Source organism: Pseudomonas ulcerans (genome assembly GCF_036324125.1).
GTDB lineage: Bacteria > Pseudomonadota > Gammaproteobacteria > Pseudomonadales > Pseudomonadaceae > Aquipseudomonas > Aquipseudomonas ulcerans.
Window position 1 is genome coordinate 106,365 of the sequence record NZ_JAZDQN010000017.1, and the last position, 20,646, is coordinate 127,010.

The window sequence follows — 20,646 nt, forward strand, 5'->3', positions numbered from 1 at the left end:
TATCCCGTCAGAAGTCCGCAGTCAGCGACAGCCACGACGTCAGCGGTGCCCCTGCTCCCACGTAGCCGGAAGGGTTGGCCTCCCAGTACTGGCGGTCGAAGACGTTCTGCACCGTGCCGCGCAGGGTCAGCGGCACCTTGTCGACCTTGAACGCATAGCGCGCGCCCAGGTCATAGCGCACCCAGGACGGCGCCACCTGCTGGTTGGCAGAGTCAAGGTAAGTCTTGCCGGTATAGATGGCCCGGGCGGTCAGGGTCAGGCCGTCGAGGGACGGCACATCCCATTCGGTGCCCAGGGTCGACTGCACCCGCGGCACGCCGACGGCGAACCTGCCGTTGTTGGTGTCCCCCGCCGTCTTGTCCTGGCGCGCATCGAAGAAGGTCGCCCCACCCAGCAGGCGTACCTGCGGTGTGATCTCGCCGAAACTGGTGAGCTCGACGCCACGGTTGCGCTGCAAGCCATCCAGGCCGTAGACGTGGGTCAGCGGATCGGTGAAGCCATTGGGCACATCGATCTGGAACACACTGAGGCCAAAGCCGAGGTTGCCAAGGTCGAGCTTGGCACCAGCCTCGTACTGCCTGGACTTGAACGGCGCGAACACATCCCCCGAGTTGACCGCAGCCGCCGGCGGCGTGGGCCCTGGAGTCAGGCCCTCGATGTAGTTGGCGTACAGCGACAGTTCCGCGCTGGGCCGGATCACCAGGCCCACCGTCGGCGACAGCGCCGAGTCACTGTAGCCGCGGGTCTTGAGGCCGGTGGTACCGGAATAGCTCTTCGAATCGACGTATTGCTCGCGCACGCCGAGGGTCAGTTGCACAAGGTCGTCATGCCAGCCGATGGTGTCGGCCAGTGCCGTGCTGTGCATGGACAACTCGGAGGCCCGGCCCTTGCCATAGGACGACGTCACCCGCATCGGCACCGTGACCGGCGAATAGATGTTGCTGCGGTAGTTGGCGTAGGTCACCTGGCCCAGGTCGTAGTCCTGCTCCAGCGCATTCACGCTCAGTGTCGCTTCATGGCTAAGCACGCCGGTGACGAATCGGAACCGTGCGCCGGCCTCGCCGGTGACAGTCTCGTACTGGCCGTTCTGCAGGGCATTGGTACCCACGTTGATGTCGCCGGCGCTGTTGAGGATGGTGCCGCCGCTGGCTTCGCGCTTCTCGAAGTTGAAGCGGTTGGCGCCCACCGCCGCGAACAGGGTGATCTGGCCGTTCAGGTCGAACTCGCCGCGGAGCATCCCGGTGGTGCTTTCGGAGTCGGCGAAGTCGTAGGCCTGGCTCAGGTTGGTCCGTGGATTCGGCGCCGACGGCACGGCGATACCCGGCGTCAGGCTATAGCCACGCTCCTGGGCCGTGGTGTGGTCCTTCTGGTAGATGAAGTCGCCAGAGACGCGGAAACGCTCGGCGGCATAGTCCAGGCCGAGGGAGAAGTCCTTGCTGCGCACAGATTCGCCGTCATAGGGTGCGTCGCCTTCGCTCTGCGAGCCGTTGAGGCGGATGCCGAACTGCTGCTCGTCACCGACCCGCCGGCCGATATCGAAACGCTGCCCCCAGATGTTCGACGACGAGTAGGTGGTGGTCAGGCGGGTCAGGTCCTCGTCGGCACGCTTGGTGACCAGGTTGATATTGCCGCCGACGCCGCCTGCCGGGGCCATGCCGTAGAGGAAGGCACCCGGGCCCTTGAGCAGCTCGATGCGCTCCACCGAATCGACGCCGATGCGCCAGTTCGGCACCAGCCCGAACAGTCCGTTCAGGGCTACGTCGCTGTTGGCCACGCGCAGGCCGCGAATGGTGAAGGCGTCGTAGCGGTTGCTCGCGCCGATCGAGGCGCGCACCGATGGATCGCTGGCGAACAGCACGTCGGCGACGCTCCTGGCCTGCTCGTCCTGGATCTTCTTCTGCGTGTAGCTGACCGTGCTGAACGGCGTGTCCATCAGGTCCTTGTTGCCCAGCACGCCGACCTTGCTGCCGCTGGCCACCTGGCCTCCGGCATAGGCCGCCGGGGCCTCGCCGCTGATCGCCCGGCGTGCATTGACGTCAGTGGGGGCCAGACTGACCGTGCTGTCGGCGACGACGGGCTGCAGGACGAACGCGCCAGTATCGAGGCGCACGGCCTGCAGGCCGGTCCCGGCCAGGACCGCGGCCAGCGCCGTGGGGAAGTCCATGCGGCCGTTCACGCCAGCGGTGCGCTTGCCATCGGTCTGCTCGGCGGTGAAGGTCAGCAGGACATTGGCGCTGCTGGCCAGGCTGCGCAGCGCGGGAGCCAGCGGACCGGGGGCGACCTGGTAGCTGGCCTCGCGGGCAGCCGAGGCTTGCGCCATTGGCAGGTCGTCGGCCATGGCCGTTGGCGCGCCCAGTGCGCTGGCCAGGAGTGCGACGGCAATGGCGCTGGCAACCGGATGACGCTGGAACGGGTGTTGTTTGATGCGCATGACTTCCCCATGAACAGGTTGATTTAAGGTCTCTGGGGAATAGGTGCCGCGAGAATCCCGATCGGGCAGAAGAAATCGAAAAGAATTTCAGCTCGCCGCCTCGACGACCACCCAATAGCGGGTGCGCATCCTCACCGAGACTGGCAGCACGCTTGGCAGTGTCCTGAAGATTGCGTCGGTGTCGTTCAAGGGAAACACCCCGGAAAGGCGCAGGCTCGCCACGGCCGGATCGCAACGCACGACGCCCGGGCGATAGCGGTTCAGGTCGTCGAGGAAATCAACGAGCCGCTGTTCATCGGCGATCAACTGGCCGTGGGTCCAGGCCAGTTCTGCATCGGTCAGTGCCAGCGCTGCGCCAACCTGGCTTCGGCTGAAAGACGTGCGCTGCCCTTGCCGGAGTGGCTGACGCAGGTCGGGCAGGTCGACGGGGCTGATCTCGACGGCATGTTCCTCCACCGCGACCCTTGTCGTGCCGTCTTCCTGGCTCACGGTGAAACGGGTGCCCAGGGCCTTGATCCGCCCCTCCTGCGTGTCCACGACAAAGGGTGCCAGGCGCTCGCCGGCGTGTCCGGTGACGACCCGGATCTCCCCGGCCAGCAGGCGGACACGGCGCAACCGGGCGTCGAACTGCACATCGATGGCACTGGCGGTGTTGAGCAGGATCCGGGTGCCGTCGTGCAGCGTGACCTGGCGTTGTTCGCCGGTCGCAGTGCGGTAATCGGCAACGACGCGCTGCCAGCTCTGCGTGCGGCTTCCCAGCGTCACGGCGAGGCCGAAGGCACCGGCATAGAAGAACAGGCCGAGCAGCCGGCGACGCTCCAGGCCCCCCAGGTTGGCGTACGGCGACAGCACCTTGTAGCTGACGCTGCCGGCATTGCCACGCAGGCGCCCGATGACCGCCTCGATGTGCCGCCAGGCCCGTTCGTGGTCGGGGTCGGCGTCACGCCAGGCACGCAGGCGCACCCAGGTTTCCTCGGTGGCGTCCTCGGACATGACCTGGGTCAGCCAGTCGGCCGCTTCGTCGGCAATGCGCGAGTCGAGGGGCTGGCCGCCCGCCATGGCAACGCTGGCTGGCTTCATGGGCAGTCCTGCAAGGCGATGGCGAACAGGCAATGCCGGTTCGCCCGGGAGAGGTATTGCTTGACCGAGCTCATCGAAACCTTGAGCCGATCGGCGATCTGCGCGTAGCTCAAGCCCTGGAAATGCGCGAGCAGGAAGGCTTCCTTGACCAGCAGCGGCAGCTCGTCCAGAGCCTGGTCTACCTGCTGCAGGGCTTCCAGGGCGAGAAACTGCACTTCCGGAGACGGCGCGGCTTCATCGGGCAAGGCGGCAAGGGCCTCCAGGTAGCTGGTCTCCAGCAGCTTGCGCCGGTAGCTGCGAGACATCAGGCGCCTGGCCACGGTGACCAGGAACGGCCGCGGCTCGCGGATTTCCCGGCAGATACCCGAGGTGATGATGCTGACGAAGGTGTCCTGGGTCAGGTCCGCGGCATCGCTGACACTGCCCATGCGCTTGCGCAGCCAGCCCTGGAGCCAGCCGTGGTGATCACAATAAAGCACCTCCACATCATGCTGCGGCGCGACTTCTGAAGCAGGCATTGCGGACCTCCCGTGAGAATGCGCAGCATCATATAGCAATAAGCATTCTCATTCACTCCGCTCCCGCAAGGTTTGCGCAACGATCATTCAACCAGCGCCAGACGCACTCCCAAGGCCACGAGGATCCCACCCATCGCCGCATCGATCGGCCTGCGCATCCGCCCGTAGAAATCACGAACCCTCTGCGTGGAAAACATCAACGCGAGCATCGAGAACCAGGCCAGCGACACGGCGATCACCACCAGCACGGCCGCCACCAGCACCCAACCCGGCGCATGGGCCGGCAGCACCGTGATGAAGAAACTGCCGAAGAACGCGGCGGCTTTCGGGTTGGTCATGGACACCATGAAGCCGACCCGCGGAGCCGGCGTGGTGACGTTGTCCGCCGTGGCAACTGCCATTTCCCGGTAGGGCCGCCGGGCTGCCAGCAATAGCATGGCGCCGAGGTACAGGAGGTAGCAGACGCCGACAATGCGGATGACATCGTAGAGCCAGGCAATCCGGTTCAGCAGTACGCCCAGTCCGACAATGGCCATCAGCGCCCAGACCGCGATGCCCATGGCGGTGCCGAGCGCTACGCCCAGGCCACGCCTGCGACTGGCCAGGGCGTTGGAGGTCACGGCGATGAAATCGGGGCCTGGACTCACGCAAGCCAGAAGCATGACGACGGCAATGGTCGACAGTTGGGGAAGGTAACTCACGCGGCACCCTCCACCACGTCGTAGTGCACGGACAGTTGCCCCTTCTTCTCCTTCATCTTCAGGATGCGCACGCCGGCGATCACTCCGGTCGACAGCACATGGGTCCCGCCACAGCCGTGCATGGGCAGCGAGCCGAAGCCGACGCTCCGCATGCCGTTTTCGTCCCGCAGGTGCCGAGGTTGGTCGGCGGCGATCAACCGGTTGAGCGCCTGCTCCAGGGACTCGGCGGTCATCTCCTCGGCCTGCGGCTGACGCTCGAAGACCACCCGGCATTCACCCGGCCAGTGATGCCCCTTGACCGCTCGCCAGCCTGCCCGTTCACCGACGCAGGCAAGCAGATGGCCGGCGGAGTGCAGCCGGGCATGCAGCAGCCGGACGTCAGCCGCGACCTTTATCTGCACCGGACCGGACGGGATCGCCTGGGCCACGGTATGCAGCACCTCGTTTTCCGTCTGCACCACCGCCTCGACCGCGACACCGTCTATAAAGCCCTGGTCCGCCAGTTGACCGCCGCCTTGCGGGTGAAACAGGGTTTCGGCCATGACCACCTGGTATCTGCCATCATCCAGTGGGCGGCAAGCGAGGACCCGGGTTTCCAGGGTCAGCTCGTCGGAGAAGAAATAAGCACGCTGCGTCATCTAAAAATCCTCGACCAGCAGGGAACCGCCCTGCCATGACGACAAGCGTAAGGAAGCGAACAGGCGCCAGGCTTGTAAAAAATTGAGCGGGCTCAATAGCCGGAAGGCGCGACGCCGAAGGCCTGCTTGAAGGCGCGGTTGAAATGGCTCTGGTCGTAGAAACCGACCTCCTGGGCCACCCGGGCCAGGTCCCAGCGCTTCTGGCCGAGCAATACGCAAGCGTGCTCAAGGCGCAGGCGCACCAGCCAGGCATGGGGCGTCATGCCGATGGTCTGCTTGAACAGCTTGAGGAACTGGAAGCGCTCCAGGCCGCACAGCGCCGCCAGGTCGGACAGGCTGATCTTTTCCGCCAGGTGGCTCATGCAGTAGTCCTTGACCCGCTGCCATTGCCCGGGAAACAGGGTGCCCTTGACGAACTGCGGACGGATCATCCGTGCCTGGGCGAACAGCCGGCCCAGCAGCACCAGCCACTGCGTCTCGGCGAACAGCGGGTCGCTGCGGCCTTCGCCCAGGGCCTGGTGGAGCTGGATCAGTTGCCTGGCCAACTGCTCATCCTGCAGCACCGCCCCGCCCAGCAGGGCGAACTCGTTGCGCCCGGTAATTTCCTCGGTGACCGCGCCCAGCAGGTCGGCGGGTACGCGGAAGGTCTTCAGCGTGTAGGAGTCGGCATCGGCGAGGATGCCGTCATGCATCTCGCATGGCGGCATCAACTGGATGCTGCCCGGTGCCAGCAACACCGATTCGCCATGCAGCACCTGCCGTTGCAGGCCCTCGGAGATCAGGCCGACATGATAGTCAAGGTGGTAATGGCGGTCGAAGCGGAAACTGGAAAACCTGCCCTCGCTCAGGACGAGGCCAGGAAAGGCCTGGTTGCGCCGGTATTCCACGCGATCTGCCATAGGGACCTCAGACTTCAGGGGGCGCCACTATACCGGGTCCACCGGTTTCCAGCCCGTTTCGCGCAGCGCCGCCAGCAAGCGCTGCCCCGTCAGTGCCGGCACCGCCACGCCGTCCGCCGTTTGCATGTCGACGCCGGCCAGCAGGGCATTGACGATCGCCTCTTCCACCGCCTCGGCGGCGGCGCGGAACAGCGGGCTGATATGGTCATTGTTGACCATCGCCACGCCTTGCGAGAACGCCACGCCGCTGCGGCCGTAGCCCACCGGCGGCAGTTGGTGGTCCGCCGTGGAGAACGCCAGGAACAGGTCGCCGCTGGAGTCCTCGGTGCCACCGCCGGTGCGGGCGATGCCGATGGACGCGCGCTGCGCCAGGCGCTGGCACTGGTGGGGCAGCAGGGGCGCATCGGTGGCGAGCACCACCACGATCGAGCCCATGCCCGGCTCGCCGCGCCTGGCGAACGGCGACGGCAGGTCGGCCAGCACCCGCCCCACCGGATAGCCATCCACCCGCAGCTCGCGACGCTGGCCGTGGTTGGCCTGGAGCAGCGCGCCCACGGTCCAGCCGCCCTGCTCGGCCGGCAGCTTGCGCGACGCGGTGCCGATGCCGCCCTTGAACTCGTGGCAGATCATCCCGGTGCCGCCGCCGACCGCGCCTTCGCCGACCGGCCCGGAGCGGGCATCGGCCAGCGCCGCGCGGACATGTTCAGGGCGCACATGCTGGCCCCAGATATCGTTGAGCACGCCGTCATAGGTCTCCATCACCACCGGCATGCACCAGTAGGTGGACGGATCGGCCAGGGAATCGCGCTCGGCGGCGATCAAGGCATCGCGCACCACGCCGACGCTGTGGGTGTTGGTGAAGGCGATGGGGGTGGTCAGCAGCCCCGCTTCGCGAATCCATTCCAGACCCGTGGCATCGCCATTGCCGTTGAGCACATGGACGCCGGCGAAACAGGGCTGCAAGCGCGCCTCGCCGGCCCGGGGCTGGATCACGGTGACGCCGGTGCGCACCTGCTGGCCCTCGACCAGGGTGCAATGACCGACGCGGACGCCGGGGACGTCGGTGATGGCGTTGAGTTCGCCGGGGGTGCCGAGGCCGGTGGTGATGCCAAGTTGACGGGCGCGCATGGGTGGTCCTCGAGAAATGAATGGTGCACTCAATTTAGCCGGAACTGTTCGCGTGTCTGCATGGGTATCTACACCGCGATCCTGTGGGAGCGGATTCATCCGCGATTGGGCGCGAAGCGGCCATAAAACCTGCCTCCTCGGTGAATCAGACAAAACCGGGACTCAGGGTTTACGACGGCTTCGCCGTCGATCGCGGATGAATCCGCTCCCACAGGATCGCGGCTGTCCGCCGAATCTGCATCTGGCAATCGCTGGGTATCACCCCTGGCGCAACCACTCGATGAAACAGGCGAACAGCTCCGACTGCGATTTGATCGCAAGCTTCAGGTACAGGTTCTTGCGGTGCATGCGCACCGTCTCCGGCGAGATCCCCAGTTCGATCGCGGTGGATTTCACCGAGTGCCCGCGCAGGATCATCTGTGCCACTTCCCGCTCGCGGTCGGTCAGCACCTGGCAGCCGAACGTGTCGAAGGCCGCCTGCAATCCGCCCCGCTCCACGCCACCGCCGGCCTCGGCCAGGCAGTGCAGGCCATGCCGGCGCAGCAGTTCGCGCACCATCGGCTCGACGGCGCGCAGCAGGTCCAGTTGCGCCGTGCTCAGGCGTGTCCCGCTGCAACCCTGGAACAGGCTCAGGGACAACTTGCGGTCCTCGCCCAGGTCGGCGATGAAGTAGCTGTCCTCGCTGCAGCCGGTGGCCAGGTAGTAGGTCTTGTAGTAGTCGCTGTCGAAGAAATGGTCCGGGGCGATCTCCGCCAGGTGGTAGAAACCCTCGGCCAGGCCGTTCTCCACCGCCAGGCAGAACGGATCGAGCAGGTAGCCGGCGGCGAAGTAGCGATTAAGCACGGCATCGCAGTGCTGCTCGGGAATGCCCTGCTGGTACAGCAGCCGTGGCGCGCGGCCGCGGCATTCGAGGCTGATCATCATCGATTCCACCGACACCAGTTCACCGATGGCCACAGCCAGCCGGGCCAGCGCATCGGCGCGCTCGCTGTGGACGAACGCCTCCTGCAACGCGGCATGCCAGCGCTGCAGGGTGGCGAAGGACAAGGTGACGGGAGTATCGGGGGCGGCCTGGGTCATGCCCGGCAGTCTAGCCTGCCGGGCATGGGCTCGAACAGCGTGGCGCAGGCTGTTCATAGGTCGTGGTACAGGCCTTCGGCACGCAGTTCGGCGGCGGTGTCGAGGATGCACTGGCGCAGGGTCCCGACGATCTCGTCGACCTGGGCATGGGTGATCACCAAGGGCGGCGACATCACGTTCAGGTGCATGATCGGCCGCACCAGCAGGCCCCTGGCCTGGGCCTTGCGATGGATGCGCTCGCCGATGTTCACCGCATCGGCGAACAGTGCCTTGCTGGCCTTGTCGGCGACGAACTCGACGCAGGCCATCAGCTTCATGCAGCGCACGTCGCCCACCAGCGGCAGCTCGCGCAGGCTTGCCAGGCGCTGCTCCAGGTAGCCACCGACGTCCCGGACATGGGCCAGCAGGTTCTCCCGCTCGATGATCTCGATGTTCTTCAGCGCCGCGGTGCAGCACACCGGATGGCCGCTGTAGGTAAAGCCATGGGTGAAGCAGCGGCCCTTGCCCGGCTCGGCGATCACCTTCCAGATGCGCTCGGAGAAGATGCAGGCCCCCAGCGGCAGGTAGGCCGAGGTCAGGCCCTTGGCGGTGGTGATGATGTCCGGGGTGACGCCGAACAGCTCCTCGCTGGCGAAGAAGGTACCGAGGCGGCCGAACGAGGTCACCACTTCGTCGGCGACGAAGAGGATGTCGTAGGTCTGGCACAGCTCCCACATGCGCTTGAAGTAGCCCCGGGGCGGGATGATCACGCCACCGGAACCCATGATCGGCTCGGCGAAGAAGGCCGCGACCCGGTCCGGGCCGAGGGAATGGATCTTGTCCTCGAACTCGGCCACCAGGAAATCGAGGAATTCCGCCTCGTCCATGTCGTCCGGGGCGCGGTACGGGTTGGGGTTGGAGACGTGGTGGATCAGCTCGTTGGCGTAGTCGAACTCCGGCACCCGGTCGGCGGCCTTGTTGCCGATGGACATGGTCAGGGTGGTGGAGCCGTGGTAGGCGTTGTAGCGGGCGATGACGTGCTTCTTCTCCGGCTTGCCGCGGCAGTTCTGGTAGTACTGGATCAGGCGGTAGGCGGTGTCTACGGCGGTGGAACCACCGGTGGTGAGGAATACGTGGTCGAGGTCGCCCGGGGCCAGTTGCGCAAGTTTCTGGCACAGCTGGATGGCGACGTCATTGGCCATGTCCGAGAACGGGTTGGAATAGGCCAGGCGGCGGACCTGGTCGGCGATGGCCAGGGCCATTTCCTCGCGGCCCAGGCCGATATTGGTGCACCACATGCCGCCGACGGCATCGAGGAAGCGGTTGCCCTCGGTATCGCGGATATAGGCGCCCTCCCCGGCGACGATGTTCAGCGCGCCTTGCTCGCGGTGCTCGTCGAACATGTGGTAGCCGTGCATGTAGTGAGCCTTGTCGGCTTCCACCAGGGGATCGGCAGTGAGGGTCGGTGCGTTGCTGGGCATGTTCATGGACAGCTCCTTGGAATGAGAGAAATCAGTAGCCGGTCTTGACCGTGTTCCACACCCGGGTGATGGCGCGCATGTCCTTGGCCGACTGGCTTTTCTGGGCGAACAGGCGCTGGCGGGTGGCGTCGTCGGGGTAGATGGTCGGGTCGTCGCGGATCTCGGCCTTGACCAGCGCGGTCGCGGCGCCGTTGCTGTTGGCGTAGTGGATGAGATTGGTCACCCCGGCCATGTTCTGCGGCTGCAGCAGGAACTCGATGAACTTGTGGGCGTTGGCCACGTGGGGCGCGTCCTTGGGCAGGTACAGGTTGTCGAACCAGATCAGCGAGCCCTCGCCGGGAATGAAGAACTTCAGGTGGATGTCCTTTTTCGCCTCCTCGGCGCGGGCCTGGGCGGTGGCGTAGTCGCCGGACCAGGTCAGGGCCAGGCAGACGTCGCCGTTGGGCAGGCTGGTGAGGTAGTTCACCGAGTCGAACTTGCGGATGTACGGGCGGATGTCCAGCAGCAGCTTCTGCGCGGCGTCGAGATCGGCCGGGGTGGCGCTGTGCGGGTCCTTTCCCAGGTATTGCAGGGCCAGCGGGATGACCTCGCTGGGGGCATCCATGAGGGTCACGCCGCAGTCGGCGAAGCGCGCGACGATCTTCGGATCGAAGAGCAAGGCCAGCGAGCCGATGGGCGCATCAGGCATGCGTGCCTTGATCTTGTCGACGTTGTAGGTGACGCCGGAACTGCCCCAGGTATAGGGCGCGGAGAACTTCAGGCCAGGGTCGTAGCCCTGCAGGTCGGCGACCACCTTGGGATCGAGGTTGTTCCAGCTTGGCAGTTGCTGCTTGTCCAGCGGCTGGAACACCCCGGCCTTGATCAGCGGCGGCACCAGGGAAGCATTGAGCATCACCAGGTCGTAGCCGGAGCGACCGGTCAGCAGCTTGGTCTGCACGGTCTCGTAGCCGTCGAAGGTGTCGTAGATCACCTTTATTCCGGTGGCCTTCTCGAAGTCGGCCAGGGTGGTTTCGCCGATGTAGTCGGTCCAGTTGTACAGCCTGAGCGTATTGCCGGTGTCCGCTTCACCGGCCAGTGCGACCGTTGCCGCGCCTGCCAGCAGAAGACTGCCGATCACCTTTGGTGCCTTGCCCATAGCAACTCCATCGTGTGACTGCTCGGAATGAGCCGGTGGAATCACTATCGGGGGTTTGGCTTGAGGGGGACATAACCCGGATGGGGGGGTGGTCGTTTTTGGGTATGCCTGGGATTGGTCACATCGCCGGCAAGCCAGTTCCCACCAGGATCGCGTGCACCGCGAACCCTGTGGGAGCTGGCTTGCCAGCGATCGAGGACACCACTACTTCAAGGGATATAGCGCCTCATCAAACTGCGCCAGCTTGGGAAACTCCAGCGGCAGATCATCGGAAAGCCGCTCCAGCCGCACCCGGTAATCCTCCAGGAAGCCCTTGCGCGCCTCGTCGCTGATATAGGGCACATGCCAGGCCACGAACGGTGCCAGCACCTCATAGCCGACATAGGCCAAGGTCCCGCGCAGGATCGGCCGCAGCATGTCCTCCAGCGGCCCGTGGATCGCCCCTTCGCCGAACATGTGCTCGCGCCCGCCCAGGGTCACCGTAACCAGCGCACGCTTGCCGGCCAGGCCGCCCTGGTCATAGAAGCGCTTGCCGCCATAACACACGCCCGACACCAGCACCCGGTCGATCCAGCCCTTGAGCATGGCCGGCGCGGAGAACCAGAAAATCGGGAAGTTCAACACCAGCAGGTCGGCCCACAGCAGCTTGTCCAGCTCCTGCTGGATATCGCCGGCGATTGAGCCGTTCTTCACCCCCAGCCGCTGCTCCAGGGCATACACCAGGTATTCCGGATTCTCCCGGCCAGCGAAGTCGGCGGCACTGGCCACCGGGTTCCAGCCCATGGCGTAGAGGTCGCTCACCCTGACCTCGTGACCTTGCGCGCGGAAGGTCTCGACAGCCTGGTCGCGCAGCGCGGCGGTGAAGGATTGCGGCTCGGGATGAGCATGGACGATCAGTACATTCATGAAAGGATCCTTGGTTCAGACCTGCACGGCCTTGATTTCGACGAATTCACCCAGCCCCTCCTCGCCCCACTCGCGGCCGTTGCCGGACTGCTTGTAGCCGCCGAACGGGGCGCGGTAGTTGAAGGCGGCGGCATTGACGAAACACTGCCCGGCGCGCAGTTGCCGCGCCAGGTCCAGACCATGCTCGCGGCTGCCGGCCCAGACAGCGCTGGACAGGCCGAACGGCGAATCATTGGCCAGCGCGATGGCCTGGGCTTCGTCGCGGTAAGGGATCAGGCACAGTACCGGCCCGAAGATTTCCTCCTGGGCGATGCGCATGCGGTTGTCGACCTCGGTGAAGAGCGTCGGCGCCACGTAGAAGCCACGTTCCGGCACCGGCTCGTCGCCAAGGACCAGGCGCGCGCCCTCCGTCTTGCCCACCTCGATGTACTCGCGCACCGTGCGCCGCTGCCCCGCCGAGCACATCGGCCCGAGGAAGCTGGCCGGAACGCGGGGATCGCCCATGACCAGCTGTCTCGCCTCTGCCACGGCAATCTCCACCGCCTCGGCATAGCGTTGGGCAGGCAGGAGCATGCGGGTCAGCGCGGTACAGGTCTGCCCGGAGTTGATCATCACGTCCTGCACACCGTGGCGTACGGCGGCGGCCAGGTCGGCCTCCGGCGTGATCAGGAACGGCGACTTGCCGCCCAGTTCCAGGCACACGCGCTTGACCGTCGGCGCAGCAGCTTGGGCCACGCGAACGCCGGCACCGGTGGAGCCGGTAAAGGAGACCATGTCCACCAGCGGATGCCGGGCCAGCGCCTCGCCGACCTTCGCTCCCGGCCCGCTGACCAGGTTGAACACCCCCGGCGGCAGGCCGATGGCGTCGATCATCTCGGCCAGCAGGAAGGCGTGCAGCGGGGTTTCCTGGCTCGGCTTGACCACCACGGTGCAGCCCGCCGCCAGTGCTGGGGCCAGCTTGCCGATCAACTGGTGCAGCGGGTAGTTCCATGGATTGATGAAGGCGCAGACCCCCACCGCCTCGCGGTACACCCGTGAATTGCCGACCTGGTGGACGCGGTCCATCAGCCCGGCCAGCTCGACGTACTGCTCCAGCCCGTCGATCGGCCCGTCCACCTGCACGCTCTGGCACCACTGCACCGGCATGCCCAGTTCGGCGGTGATCACCTCGGCCATCTCTGCGGCCCGCGCCTTCAACTGCTCGGCCAGGGCCTGGATAAAGCCGGCGCGCACGCTGGAGGGCGTCCGCGACCAGGTGCCGAAGGCCCGGCGCGCCGCCTGCACGGCGCGCTCGACATCCTGCTCGTCACCCAGCGGTACCCGGCCAATGGCGAGTTCGCTGGCCGGGTCGATGACCTCGGCCATGCCCTGCCCGGCCGGTGCGCGCCAGGCACCGTCGATATACAGCCGTGGATACTCACGCATGGGCCTTGCTCTCCACCAGTGCCGCCGCGCAACGGGCAATACGGGCGCAGGCGTCCCGCAGCCTGTCGTTGTCCAGCACCAGGCCAAGGCGGATATGCCCCGCCGCACTGGGGCCGAAGGCTTCGCCGGCCAGCGCGGAGACGCCCTCGGTCTCCAGCAGCCGCGAGGAAAACGCCTGGGCGCTGAGGCCCGTAGCACGGATATCGACCATCACGAACATGCCGCCATCAGGCTTGACCACCTTCAGGCCAGGACTGGCGGACAGCTGATCGCAGACCAGGTCACGACGCTGGCGATAGGTCTCGCGCATTGCCTCCAGCTCTGGCAGTTCGGCCTCCAAAGCCACCACGGCGGCGTCCTGGATGAAGTCCGGCAGGCCGTAGAGCATGCACAGCGCCAGGTTTTCCAGGTGCGCGGCCAGTTCCCGCGAGCCGACCACCCAGCCGACCCGCCAGCCGGTCATGGCATGGGACTTGGACAGGCTGTTGATGGACGCGGTGCGCTCGGCCATGCCCGGCAGGCTGGCCGGGCTGACGTGTTCGCCGTGGTACAGCAGTTCGCTGTAGACCTCGTCGGAAAGCAGCCACAGGTCATGGGCCACGCACAGTTCGGCGAGGGCTTCCCAGGTGGCCCTGGGCAGGCTGGCACCGGTCGGGTTGTGCGGGCTGTTCAGGGCCAGGGCACGGGTACGCGGGGTGATGCGCGCGGCGACATCCGCCGGATCGACGCGAAAGCCATTCTCCGCACGCACCGGCACTGTCACCACCTTCGCCCCGCAGGCACCGAACACCGCTTCATAGGTGACGTACATCGGCTCCGGCACGATCACCTCGTCCCCCGTCTCCAGCACGCACTGGGCCACACAGAACAACGCGCACTGGGCGCCGGCCAGCACCGTGACCTGCCCGGCATCCACCGGCTGGCCGCTACGCTGCTGGTGACGCCGGGCAATGGCCTGGCGCAGGGCCTGCTTGCCGCGGATATCGGAATAATGGGTATGCCCGCTGCGCAGGCTGGCGACGGCGGCATCGACGATCGGTCTGGGCGTGTCGAAATCCGGATCGCCCACCGACAGCAACAGCACATCCTTGCCCTCGGCCTGCATGGCCAGGGCGCGGTAATGGATCTCCCAGGCGGCGGCACCGTCACCGGCGATACGCTGGGTCAGACTGGAAAAACGCATGGCGAAGCTCCTATTCAGCGGGCACAGGCGTGCTTGAGTTCGATCAGGGTGACGCCGTTGCGGGCGAAGCCGGCGTGCAGTTCTGCCTGCAGCGCATCGAGGCTGGCCGGTTGCGCCACATGGCAACCGAACGCCCGGCCGAGGCCGGCGAAGTCCGGGTTGCGCGGCAGCACGCCGATCGGCTCGATATCCAGGCCAAGCATGTCGTCGCGGATCTGCCCAAGCGCATCGTTGTTCCACAACAGCACCACCAACGGATGCTCCAGCTCTTCCACGGCGGTCGCCAGTTCCTGCGCGGTGTAGAGGAAACCGCCATCGCCGACCAGCACCAGCCCCGGGCGTCCGTTGCCGCCAAACATCGCGCCGATTCCCGCCGGTAGCCCGTAGCCCAAGGTTCCATAACCGGTCGGATGCAGCCAGCTGCGCGGCGCGCGGCTGGCGAAAGCATAGTTGCCGGTGTAGGCCAGCTGGGTCATGTCGGTGCTGATGAAAGCGTTTTCCGGCAAGGCTGCCGCGACCCGGTCGAGGATCGCCTGGTGGATGCCCTGCAACGGCCCGTGACCGGCGCGGATCGCCTGGCGCAGGCCGGCGACCGCGTCGATGGCCGCCCCGGCCTCGCGACGGATGTCCGGCAACTGTTCGAGAAGCCCGGCCAGGGTCTGCCGGGCATCGCCGTGCAGTGCCAGGGCGCAGGGATAGAAGTCGTTGAACTTGCGCGGGTCGATATCCACCCGCAGCAGCTCGCCGTTGAGCGGCAGGCGCTCGCGCCAGAAGTCGGTGTCGGCCATCTCGGTGCCCACCGCCAAAACCACGTCGGCCTCGGCGATCAGCTTCCAGCCCGGTTCGACGCACAGGCTGGAGCCGGCATTCAACGGCGCCTCCGGCGGCAGCAGGCCCTTGCCGGCGACGCTGGTGAAGACCGGCGCGGCCAGGCGGCTGCTCAGTTGTTCCAGTTCGACCGAGGCATCGATGGCACCGCCACCGGCGATGATCATCGGTCTTTTTGCCGCCGCCAGGCGCGCAGCCGCCTGGTCAAGCAGTTCCCGGGCCGGCACGCCACGGCCCGGACGCCGCACCACCTCATGGCTCCAGTCGCGGGCCACCGGTGCGGCCAGTACATCCAGCGGCACGGAAATATGTACCGGTCGCGGCCGCTCGCTGTCGAACACCGCCCAGGCCCGGGCGATCAGTTGCGGCAGGTCCTCGGCGCTCAGGGCCACGGCGGAAAACGCCGTGATCGACGCGGTCATCGCGCGCTGGTCCTGGGTCTCGTGCAGGCAGCCCCAGCCCTTGCCCAGGCTGGCGGTGTGGTTGACGCTGGAAATCACCAGCATCGGCACCGAGTCGGCATAGGCCTGGCCGATGGCAGTGGCGGCATTGGTCACCCCCGGGCCGGTGATGACGAAGCACACCCCCGGCTTGCCGCTGACCCGGGCGTAACCGTCGGCCATGAAGCCGGCGCCCTGCTCGTGACGGGTGAGCACATGGCGAATGCCGCTGCCGGGCAGGCCGCGGTACAGCTCCAGGGTGTGCACGCCGGGGATGCCGAACACCGTGTCGACACCGTAGTTGGCCAGCAGCCGGACCAGGGCCTGGCCGCCGGTCAGGGTGGATTCATGCATGTTCGTCTCCTTGCGCCTGGCCGAGGCGGATCAGCGCGTCGACCGCGGTGGTGCCATGGGCACCGACCATCAATGGGTTCACATCCAGTTCCAGCAGGCGTCCGGCGTTCTCGCAGGCGTAGTCGGCCACGGCACGGATCGCCTGTACGACCGCGTCGAGATCGGCTTCGGGACGACCGCGGAAGCCCTGCAACAAAGCGGCGCTGCGCAGGCCCAGCAACGCCTGGCGGATCGCCCCGTCGGTGGTCGGCAGCAGCAGGCTGGCGCTGTCCTTGAGCAGTTCCACCAGTACGCCGCCGGCGCCGATCACCAGGGCCAGGGCGAAATCGTTCTCGCGCTTGATGCCGACGATCAGCTCGGCCAGCGGCGCCTCGGCCATGGGTTCCAGCAGGACCTTGTCGAACGGCACGTGCGGGGCATATGCGGCAATGCGCTCGCGCATGCTCGCCGCGGCAGCGGCCACGGCCTGCGGGTCCTTGAGGTTGAGTGCCACGGCACCGGCTTCGGTCTTGTGCGGCAGGTGTGCGCTGATTGCCTTCAGCACCAGCGGGTAGCCGACGCCGTCGGCGTCTTGCGCAGCCTTTTCCGGCGTGCTCGTCAGCCCCGCCGGCACCGGCAGCCCGAACGCGCGCAGCGCCTGTTTCGACTGCCATTCATCCAGCAGCTCGGCCTCACCCTCCAATGCCCGGGGGCACAGCGGTACCAGCGCCGACTCGCCCAACGCCAACAAACGCTGGCGGTCCTGCTGCCAGGCGACGATGCGCCCCCAGGCCGCCAGGCCATCCTCGACACCCTGCAAGGCGGCGATGCCCTGTGCGTGCAGGCGCTCGCGGGCATGGGCCGGAAGCAGTTCCGGCAACGCCGAGGTGACGAAACCACGCTTGCCATGGCGCAGCAGCGCCGCACAGAACAGTTCCAGGATCAGGTCGCATTCCTTGCGTTCGCCGGTGAACTCTGCGGGATAGTCCAGCACCAGCATGGCCGCGTCGGCCTCGCTGGTCAGCGCGGCGTCGAGCATCTGCCGCAGCGCCGCCTCGTCGCCCCAGATCGCCGTGGTGAAATCCAGCGGGTTGACCAGATTGGCGTAGGCCGGCAGCACCCCGGCCAGTTGCTCCACTTGCCCGGCGTTCAGCTTGGGCAGGTGCAGGCGATTGCGTTCGGCATAGTCGGCGATCAGCCCGGCATCGCCGCCGGAACAGGCCAGGGCCACCAGCCTGTCGCCCGTCGGCAAGCGACCGCAGGCGGCGGCCTTGAGGGTCTCGATAAAGCTCACCGGGCCGCTGACGCGGATCACCCCGAGGCGGCGGAACAGGCTGTCGTAGAGGGCGTCGGAGCCGGACAACGAGCTGGTATGGCTCAGGGCCAGCTCGGCGCCGATCTGCGAAACGCCAGTCTTCAATGCAACGATCGGGATGCCCTTCTCCAACGCCTTGTGCGCGGCACGGGCGAAGCCCGGGACATTCTTCAGGCCTTCCAGGTGCAGGCCGATGGCGGTGACCCGCGGGTCGTCCAGCAACACGTCCATCAGCTCGGCCACGCCCACTTGCGCCTGGTTGCCCACCGAGGCCATGTAGGCCACCGGCAGCGAACGGTCGCTCATCGACAGGTTGTAGGCGAAGTTGCCGCTCTGGGTCAGCACCGCCACGCCCTGCTCCACCTTGCGCCCGCCATGGGCCACGGGCCACAGGGCGGCGCATTGCAGGTAGTCGAGCAGGCCGTAGCAGTTGGGACCGAGCAAGGCCATGTGGCCTGCGGCCTCCAGCAGTTGCCGTTGCAACTGCTGGCCTTGCGCGCCGGTCTCGGCAAAGCCCGAGGCGTAGCAGATGGCACCGCCGGCCCCCTTGGCGGCCAGTTCGCCGACGCATTGCAGGGTCAGTTCGCGGTTGGTGGCGATGAACACCGAGTCCGGCCCGCAAGGCAGCTCGGCGACACTGGCCACGCAAGGCACGCCGTCGATGCTCTGGTGTTGCGGGTTGACCAGCCACATCTGCCCGGCGAAACCGCCTTCGGCGCAGCGCTGCAGGGCCCGGGCCATGCTCCGCCCGCCGATAAAGGCCAGGTGCCGTGGGGCCAGCAGGCGCTTGAGGTTGTCACGAATCAATGGCGACATGACGGTCTCCTCAGCGCAGCAACGGCCGCAGCAGCTCGCGGGAAATGATATGGCGCTGGATTTCCGAGGTGCCTTCCCAGATCCGCTCGATCCGCGCGTTGCGCCAGATGCGTTCCACCGGCCCCTCGTCCATCAGGCCCATGCCGCCGAAGATCTGCACCGCTTCGTCGGCCACCTTGCCCAGCACTTCGCTGGCGAACAGCTTGGCCATGCCGGCCTCGCCGTCGGTCATGGTGCCCTGGTCCATCTTCCAGGCGGTGTGCAGGGTCAGCAGTTCGGCGGCGCGGATCTGCGTGGCCATGTCCGCCAGCTTGAACGAAACGCCCTGGTAGCTGCCGATGGCCTGGCCGAACTGCTTGCGGTCGGCCGACCATTGCAACGACAGGTCCATGGCGCGCTGGGCCTGGCCGACGCAGTTGGCGGCGACCATCACCCGGCCGGCGGTGAGCCAGGCGTTGGCCACTTCCCAGCCCTTGTCCACCTCGCCGAGGACCTTGCTCGCCGGTACCCGGCAGTCGTCGAAGAACAGCTCGTAGGTGTGGTAGCCGCGGTTGCTCACGCATTTCGGTCCGCGGCGCACGGTCATGCCCGGGGTACCACGGTCGACCAGGAACGCGGTCACGGCGTTGCGCTTGCGGCCGTTGTGCTCGTAGGTATCGGTGACGGCGAAGACGATGGCGAAGTCGGCATGGCCGGCGTGGCTGATGAAGTGCTTGCTGCCATTGATGACGAAATCGTCGCCTTCGCGCACGGCGCGGGTCTTGATGGCATTGGCGTCGGAGCCGGCGCCCGGCTCGGTGAGGGCGAAGCAGTCGATCTTCTCGCCCTGCACGCAGGGGATCAGGTAGTCGTCGACCTGCTGGCCCTTGCAGGCCATGAGGATCTTCGAAGGACGGGCGACAAAGACCTGCAGGGCCCAGGAGACCTTGGACAGTTCACGCTCGACCAGGGCCTGGGACAGGTAGTCGAGGCCGCCGCCGCCGACTTCCTCGGGCATGTTGAAAGCGTAGAAACCGGCGGCGATGGCCTTGCCACGGATCTGCGCAGCCAGCTCCGGCGACACGGCGTCGGCACGGTCGACTTCTTCCTCATGGGGCAGCAGCTCACGGGTCACGAAGCTGCGCACCGCTTCCACCAACATTTCTTGTTCTTGGGTCAGTTGGAAATTCATTGCTAAACGTCCTGAAGAAGTTTCTGTAAGTGCTTCATTTACCAACGAATACAGGTGCGCGTCGCTCTACCGAAGCACGCAGCGCCTCGGCACCGTCCGCGCTGCGACCGCAGAGCAGGCCGGCGGCCAGTTCCTCGCGCAACTGCTCGGCCAGGGTGCGCTGGGCGCCGTCGCGGATCAGGCGTTTGGTCTGCACGTAGGCGAAGGTCGGGCCTTGGGCTAGGCGTGCGGCCAGCTCGGCGACATGGCCGGCCAGTTGCTCGTCGGCCACCACTTCGCCCACCAGGCCGGTGGCCAGGGCGCGCTCGGCGCCCCACAGCTCGTCGAGGAACAGCAGGCGCTTGGCCTGTTCCGCGCCGATCAGCCGTGGCAGGTGCCAGCTGGCACCGGCGTCGGGGCTGTAGGCCATGGTGGTGTAGCCGGCCTTGAACCGGGCCGAGGCGCCGGCGACGCGCAGGTCGCAGCACAGCGCCAGGTCCATGCCGCCACCCACCGCGGTGCCGTTGACGGCGGCGATGGTCGGTTTGTCGAAGCTGTGCAGGCGCTGCATCAGGGCATGGGCGGTTTCGGTCCAGCCGTAGCTTTCGAGGACGCCACGGGCTTCGGCGTCGGCCCATTCGGCGAGGTCGGCACCGGCGCAGAAGCTGCGGCCGCTGCCGGTGAGGACCACCACGCGAACGGCCGGATCGGCGTTGAAGTCATCGAGCAGCGCGTGCAGGTGCTTGAGGGTCGGGATGTCCAGCGCGTTGCGCTGCTGCGGACGGTTGAGGGTGATCCAGGCTACGCCAGCTTCGACTTTGCTCAACAGGGGCGACAGGTTCGTCATGGAAAGCCTCGGTGTTGTTGTGGTTTGGGTGAGGTATGGCGCCGATACTAAACGAGTGTTCAGCAAGGCGGCAATCGAGCGTCAGAAGTGATGTAACAGGTGCAAAACATCTGTCAAAACACTGTTTTTATTGAGTTTTTACGATTTGAAATGATGTGCAGAGATGGCGATTGTTACAACTTTGCACAACTCCCGCATATTCACCGCAGCTATCAAACGCGACGCGGGGACGTGGTGGAGCGGGGTTTACCCCGCACGCCACGGGGGGGTGCCCCCCCCCAAAACCGGGGCTACCCCCCCCCCACCACCCCCCCCAAAGCCAGGCAACCCAAA

Annotated in this window: 17 protein-coding genes; all 17 read right to left on the bottom strand. The window is 66.5% G+C overall.

The window, feature by feature from the left end:
• Nucleotides 1-7: 7 nt before the first annotated feature.
• Nucleotides 8-2,431, bottom strand: coding sequence for a TonB-dependent receptor (locus tag V0R59_RS16950; RefSeq protein ID WP_330074062.1), 2,424 nt, complete (start codon nt 2,429-2,431; stop codon nt 8-10).
• 87 nt (nt 2,432-2,518) lie between these two features.
• On the bottom strand, nt 2,519-3,511 hold the full coding sequence (locus V0R59_RS16955; RefSeq protein WP_330074063.1) for a FecR domain-containing protein: 993 nt from the start codon (nt 3,509-3,511) through the stop codon (nt 2,519-2,521).
• On the bottom strand, nt 3,508-4,029 hold the full coding sequence (locus V0R59_RS16960) for a sigma-70 family RNA polymerase sigma factor (RefSeq protein ID WP_330074064.1): 522 nt from the start codon (nt 4,027-4,029) through the stop codon (nt 3,508-3,510). The genes V0R59_RS16955 and V0R59_RS16960 overlap by 4 nt, the downstream gene beginning before the upstream one ends.
• Nucleotides 4,030-4,112: 83 nt before the next feature.
• Nucleotides 4,113-4,730: a LysE family translocator gene (locus V0R59_RS16965; protein WP_330074065.1), complete on the bottom strand. Its 618-nt coding sequence runs from the start codon at nt 4,728-4,730 to the stop codon at nt 4,113-4,115.
• The gene (locus V0R59_RS16970; RefSeq protein WP_330074066.1) at nt 4,727-5,368 is read right to left on the bottom strand and encodes an alanyl-tRNA editing protein; all 642 of its coding nucleotides are present in this window, start codon (nt 5,366-5,368) and stop codon (nt 4,727-4,729) included. The genes V0R59_RS16965 and V0R59_RS16970 overlap by 4 nt, the downstream gene beginning before the upstream one ends.
• A gap of 92 nt (nt 5,369-5,460) precedes the next feature.
• Entirely contained in the window at nt 5,461-6,267 is an 807-nt protein-coding gene (locus tag V0R59_RS16975; protein WP_330074067.1) for an AraC family transcriptional regulator, read from the bottom strand.
• A 27-nt stretch (nt 6,268-6,294) separates the two neighbouring features.
• Complete coding sequence (locus tag V0R59_RS16980; RefSeq protein WP_330074068.1) at nt 6,295-7,395, bottom strand: DmpA family aminopeptidase; 1,101 nt, start codon at nt 7,393-7,395, stop codon at nt 6,295-6,297.
• A 258-nt stretch (nt 7,396-7,653) separates the two neighbouring features.
• Nucleotides 7,654-8,475, bottom strand: a complete 822-nt coding sequence (locus tag V0R59_RS16985; RefSeq protein ID WP_330074069.1) for a helix-turn-helix transcriptional regulator — start codon at nt 8,473-8,475, stop codon at nt 7,654-7,656.
• A gap of 53 nt (nt 8,476-8,528) precedes the next feature.
• Nucleotides 8,529-9,941: an aminotransferase gene (locus V0R59_RS16990; RefSeq protein ID WP_330074070.1), complete on the bottom strand. Its 1,413-nt coding sequence runs from the start codon at nt 9,939-9,941 to the stop codon at nt 8,529-8,531.
• 25 nt (nt 9,942-9,966) lie between these two features.
• Nucleotides 9,967-11,070 (bottom strand): polyamine ABC transporter substrate-binding protein, encoded by a 1,104-nt coding sequence (locus V0R59_RS16995; protein ID WP_330074071.1) that lies wholly within the window; start codon nt 11,068-11,070, stop codon nt 9,967-9,969.
• A gap of 204 nt (nt 11,071-11,274) precedes the next feature.
• The gene (locus tag V0R59_RS17000; RefSeq protein WP_330074072.1) at nt 11,275-11,976 is read right to left on the bottom strand and encodes an NAD(P)H-dependent oxidoreductase; all 702 of its coding nucleotides are present in this window, start codon (nt 11,974-11,976) and stop codon (nt 11,275-11,277) included.
• A gap of 15 nt (nt 11,977-11,991) precedes the next feature.
• Nucleotides 11,992-13,401 (bottom strand): aldehyde dehydrogenase family protein, encoded by a 1,410-nt coding sequence (locus tag V0R59_RS17005; protein WP_330074073.1) that lies wholly within the window; start codon nt 13,399-13,401, stop codon nt 11,992-11,994.
• Nucleotides 13,394-14,584 (bottom strand): pyridoxal phosphate-dependent aminotransferase, encoded by a 1,191-nt coding sequence (locus tag V0R59_RS17010; RefSeq protein ID WP_330074074.1) that lies wholly within the window; start codon nt 14,582-14,584, stop codon nt 13,394-13,396. The genes V0R59_RS17005 and V0R59_RS17010 overlap by 8 nt, the downstream gene beginning before the upstream one ends.
• Before the next feature lie 14 nt (nt 14,585-14,598).
• Complete coding sequence (locus tag V0R59_RS17015) at nt 14,599-16,206, bottom strand: 5-guanidino-2-oxopentanoate decarboxylase (protein WP_330074075.1); 1,608 nt, start codon at nt 16,204-16,206, stop codon at nt 14,599-14,601.
• A complete protein-coding gene (locus tag V0R59_RS17020; RefSeq protein ID WP_330074130.1) occupies nt 16,199-18,307 on the bottom strand; it encodes an acetate--CoA ligase family protein in 2,109 nt (702 codons plus the stop codon). Before V0R59_RS17020 ends, V0R59_RS17015 begins: the two co-directional genes overlap by 8 nt.
• A gap of 19 nt (nt 18,308-18,326) precedes the next feature.
• Nucleotides 18,327-19,487 (bottom strand): acyl-CoA dehydrogenase family protein, encoded by a 1,161-nt coding sequence (locus V0R59_RS17025; protein WP_330074076.1) that lies wholly within the window; start codon nt 19,485-19,487, stop codon nt 18,327-18,329.
• A gap of 34 nt (nt 19,488-19,521) precedes the next feature.
• A complete protein-coding gene (locus V0R59_RS17030) occupies nt 19,522-20,313 on the bottom strand; it encodes an enoyl-CoA hydratase/isomerase family protein (RefSeq protein WP_330074077.1) in 792 nt (263 codons plus the stop codon).
• Nucleotides 20,314-20,646 lie beyond the last annotated feature (333 nt).